Origin of the sequence: Streptomyces sp. sk2.1, from assembly GCF_008120935.1 — a bacterium.
Taxonomy (GTDB): domain Bacteria; phylum Actinomycetota; class Actinomycetes; order Streptomycetales; family Streptomycetaceae; genus Streptomyces.
Map to the genome: position 1 here is coordinate 700788 of NZ_RDBO01000020.1, position 3078 is coordinate 703865.

The following is a 3078-nucleotide window of genomic DNA, read 5'->3' on the forward strand; positions in this document are numbered from 1 at the left end:
GTGTCTCGTGGGGGTGTGGCGTGCCGCGCGGCTGGAGAACTATCCCTGGAACGCCTGGACGCCGATCGGTTACGGGGCGGTCAAGGGGGTGTTCCTGGGGCTGTTGGCGGGTGGGTGCGCGGTGCTGGCGGTGCGGGTCGGCCGGGCCGACGGGAGCCGGGCGGGGCGGTTCGCGGGGCTCGTGTGCGGTGGTGGGCTGCTGGGTGGTCTGGTGCCGGGGACCTTGCGGGACTTCCTGGGTGATCCGCAGCCCCGGACCCTGTACTACTTCGACGGTCCGCGGCCCGAATCGGATTGGTACTGGCGGCCGTTGTTGTCGGAGTGGGTGATGTGCACGGTGTTGCCGGCACTGGGTTGTGCGGTGCTGTTGACCGCGGGTGCGCTGGTGTCGGTCCGGTCCGCGCGCCGCGGGAGTGCGGGGTGGGTGGTACCGGCCCTGGTCGGGATGGTGCTGCTGGTCCTGCCGGAGTGGGCGGGTGGTGGGGCGCCCGAGCCGGTGGGCAACGGCGATCATGTGAACGAGTCGGCCGCGGCCGGGCTCGTCGTCCTGGCCACGGGGCTCGGGCTGCTGGTGACCGCCGGGGTGGTGCGGTCGGCCCGGCGGGGCGGGCCCCCACCGCCGGGTCCGGCGTCGGCCCCGCCATCAGGTCCGGCGGGCGGTGTTCCGCCCCGTGCCCCGGACGTCCCCGGGCTCAGGCCCGTTCCTCCGTCGCGGACTCCTCCGCGATCCGCTCGTGGTGACGGATGACCTCCGCCACGATGAAGTTCAGCAGCTTCTCCGCGAAGGCCGGGTCCAGGTGCGCGCTCTCCGCCAGTTGTCTCAGCCGGGCGATCTGACGGCTCTCGCGGGCCGGGTCCGCCGGGGGGAGGTGGTGGGCGGCCTTGAGGTGGCCGACCTGCTGGGTGCACTTGAAGCGCTCGGCGAGCATGTGGACGACAGCGGCGTCGATGTTGTCGATGCTCTGGCGCAGCCGGTTCAGTTCCGCGCTCACGGACTCGTCGATGTCCCTCGTGGTCATGGTCAGCGAGCTTACGGCCTCGGGGGCGGCGGGAAGCGGGCCGCCCGTTGTTCCCCGGGTGGTCAGCCCGCCGGTGGAGGGGGTCCCGCCGGGCCGGGGGTGATGATCGTCGGCGGGTTCTCCGGGCCGGGGACCCGGTCGCTCCAGCCTCCGGGGACGTTGCGGCCCTGCTGTTCGCGGAAGCGGACCGGGGCGGTGCCGACCCGGCGGGCGAAGAGGCGGGAGAAGTACGCCGGGTCGTCGTATCCGACGCGGCGGGCGACGGCGGCGACCGGCAGGTCCGTGGCGGCGAGGAGTTCCTTGGCGCGGCCGAGCCGGATGCCGAGGAGGTAGTCCTTGGGGCTGCATCCGGCGCCCCGGCGGACCGCCGTGCGCAGTTCGGCGGGGGTCATGCCGTGCCGGGCGGCGTGTTCGGCGACGGACAGCGGCTGGAAGGCGTCGCGGGCGAGGGCCTGCAGGACCGGGTCGCCGTCGGGGCTGACGTCGGCGCGGGCCCGGCGCAGGGCGACGAGGAGTTCGTGGACGGCGGCGCCGGTCTCGACCTCCAGCAGCGGGTTGCCACGCCGGGCCGCCCGTACCATCCGGCCCACCGCGGCCCGTGGGCCGGCCGTGTCGGCGAGCGGGACGAGCGGGCGGTCGGGCTCGATGTAGCCGAGTTCGGTGTAGGTGGCGGTGGCGGGGCCGGTGAAGTCGACGAAGCTCTCGTCCCAGCCGGTGCCGGGGTCGGCGCCGTAGTGGTGCGGGGTGCCGGGGGTGAGCCAGATCAGGCTGGGGCCGACGACGGGCATCCGGCGGCCGTCGGGGCCGGTGAACCAGCCGGTGCCGGAGTTGATGACGACGGCCACGTGGTGGTCCAGGGTGCGCGGGCCGACGGTGGGCAGCGCGCCGTGCTGGAGCCCCACGCCCAGGCAGACGAGTCCCAGCCGGTGGTGGAGCGGGCTGGGGGTGAAGAAGCGCATCCAGGTGTGGTACATCGGTTTTCCCTCCTCCCCCGCGGTCGTGCCGGTCCGGTGCGGTGCCGCCCGGTCCGGTCTCCGTGTCCGAACAATTGTGTCCAAACAGCAGTGATCTTTGTCCATGGACCGGTCGGGCGCCAGGGGCGAGAGTGGGTGCCATCCTTCCTTCCGGGTTCGCCCGCTCCGTGGTGCGTGCCGTCGTACGGGCCCGGGGCGGCGGCGTTCCGGAACCGCACGCACAGGAGAGTACGAGCACGATGGCTGACTTCACCGTGGGGGACGACCACTTCCGGCTCGACGGGAAGCCCGTACGGCTGCTGTCGGGGGCCCTGCACTACTTCCGGGTGCACGAGGCGCAGTGGGACCACCGGCTGGCGATGCTGCGCGCCATGGGGCTCAACTGTGTCGAGACGTACGTGCCGTGGAACCTGCACGAGCCGCGGCCGGGGCTGTTCCGGGACGTGGCGGCGCTGGGCCGGTTCCTGGACGCGGCGCAGCGGGCCGGGCTGTGGGCGATCGTCCGGCCGGGTCCGTACATCTGTGCCGAGTGGGAGAACGGCGGGCTGCCGGTGTGGGTGACGGGGCGGTTCGGGCGCCGGGTGCGGACCCGTGACGCGGAGTACCTGGAGGCGGTGGAGCGGTGGTTCTCGGCGCTGCTGCCGCAGGTGGTGCAGCGGCAGATCGGGCGCGGTGGTCCGGTGATCATGGTTCAGGCGGAGAACGAGTACGGGAGCTACGGCACCGACCGGGTCTATCTCCGGCGGGTGGTGGGGATGCTGCGGGAGCGCGGGGTGACCGTTCCGCTGTTCACCTCCGACGGGCCGGAGGACCACATGCTCACGGGTGGTTCCGTGCCGGGGCTGCTCGCCACGGCGAACTTCGGGTCGGGGGCGCGGAAGGCGTTCGAGGTGCTGCGCCGCCATCAGCCGAAGGGGCCGCTGATGTGCATGGAGTTCTGGTGCGGCTGGTTCGAGCACTGGGACGCCGAGCCGATCGTGCGGGGGCCGGAGCAGGCGGCCGAGGAGCTGCGGGAGGTCCTGGAGTGCGGGGCCTCGGTGAACATCTACATGGCGCACGGGGGGACGAATTTCGCCGGGTGGGCG

At 73.3% G+C, this 3078-nt stretch carries 4 protein-coding genes; 2 read left to right on the forward strand and 2 right to left on the reverse strand.

The features are described from left to right. Nucleotides 1–748 (forward strand): hypothetical protein (locus EAO76_RS06640; protein ID WP_187438477.1); only part of this gene is annotated, 748 nt, incomplete at its 5' end. Here EAO76_RS06640 and EAO76_RS06645 read toward each other — a convergent pair. Then, entirely contained in the window at nt 693–1019 is a 327-nt protein-coding gene (locus tag EAO76_RS06645; protein ID WP_148834264.1) for a chorismate mutase, read from the reverse strand. The genes EAO76_RS06640 and EAO76_RS06645 overlap by 56 nt on opposite strands. Nucleotides 1020–1081: 62 nt before the next feature. Beyond that, complete coding sequence (locus EAO76_RS06650) at nt 1082–1993, reverse strand: AraC family transcriptional regulator (protein WP_148834266.1); 912 nt, start codon at nt 1991–1993, stop codon at nt 1082–1084. Nucleotides 1994–2232: 239 nt separating this feature from the next. Between EAO76_RS06650 and EAO76_RS06655 the strand changes: the two genes are divergently transcribed. Beyond that, a partial coding sequence (locus EAO76_RS06655) for a beta-galactosidase (protein ID WP_187438478.1) occupies nt 2233–3078 on the forward strand: 846 nt, incomplete at its 3' end.

What these genes read in the sequence shown, in the direction of transcription:
- EAO76_RS06650 (WP_148834266.1), bottom strand. Translation starts at nt 1,993, where the DNA reads ATGTACCACACCTGGATGCGCTTCTTCACCCCCAGCCCGCTCCACCAC.
- EAO76_RS06645 (WP_148834264.1), bottom strand. Translation starts at nt 1,019, where the DNA reads ATGACCACGAGGGACATCGACGAGTCCGTGAGCGCGGAACTGAACCGG.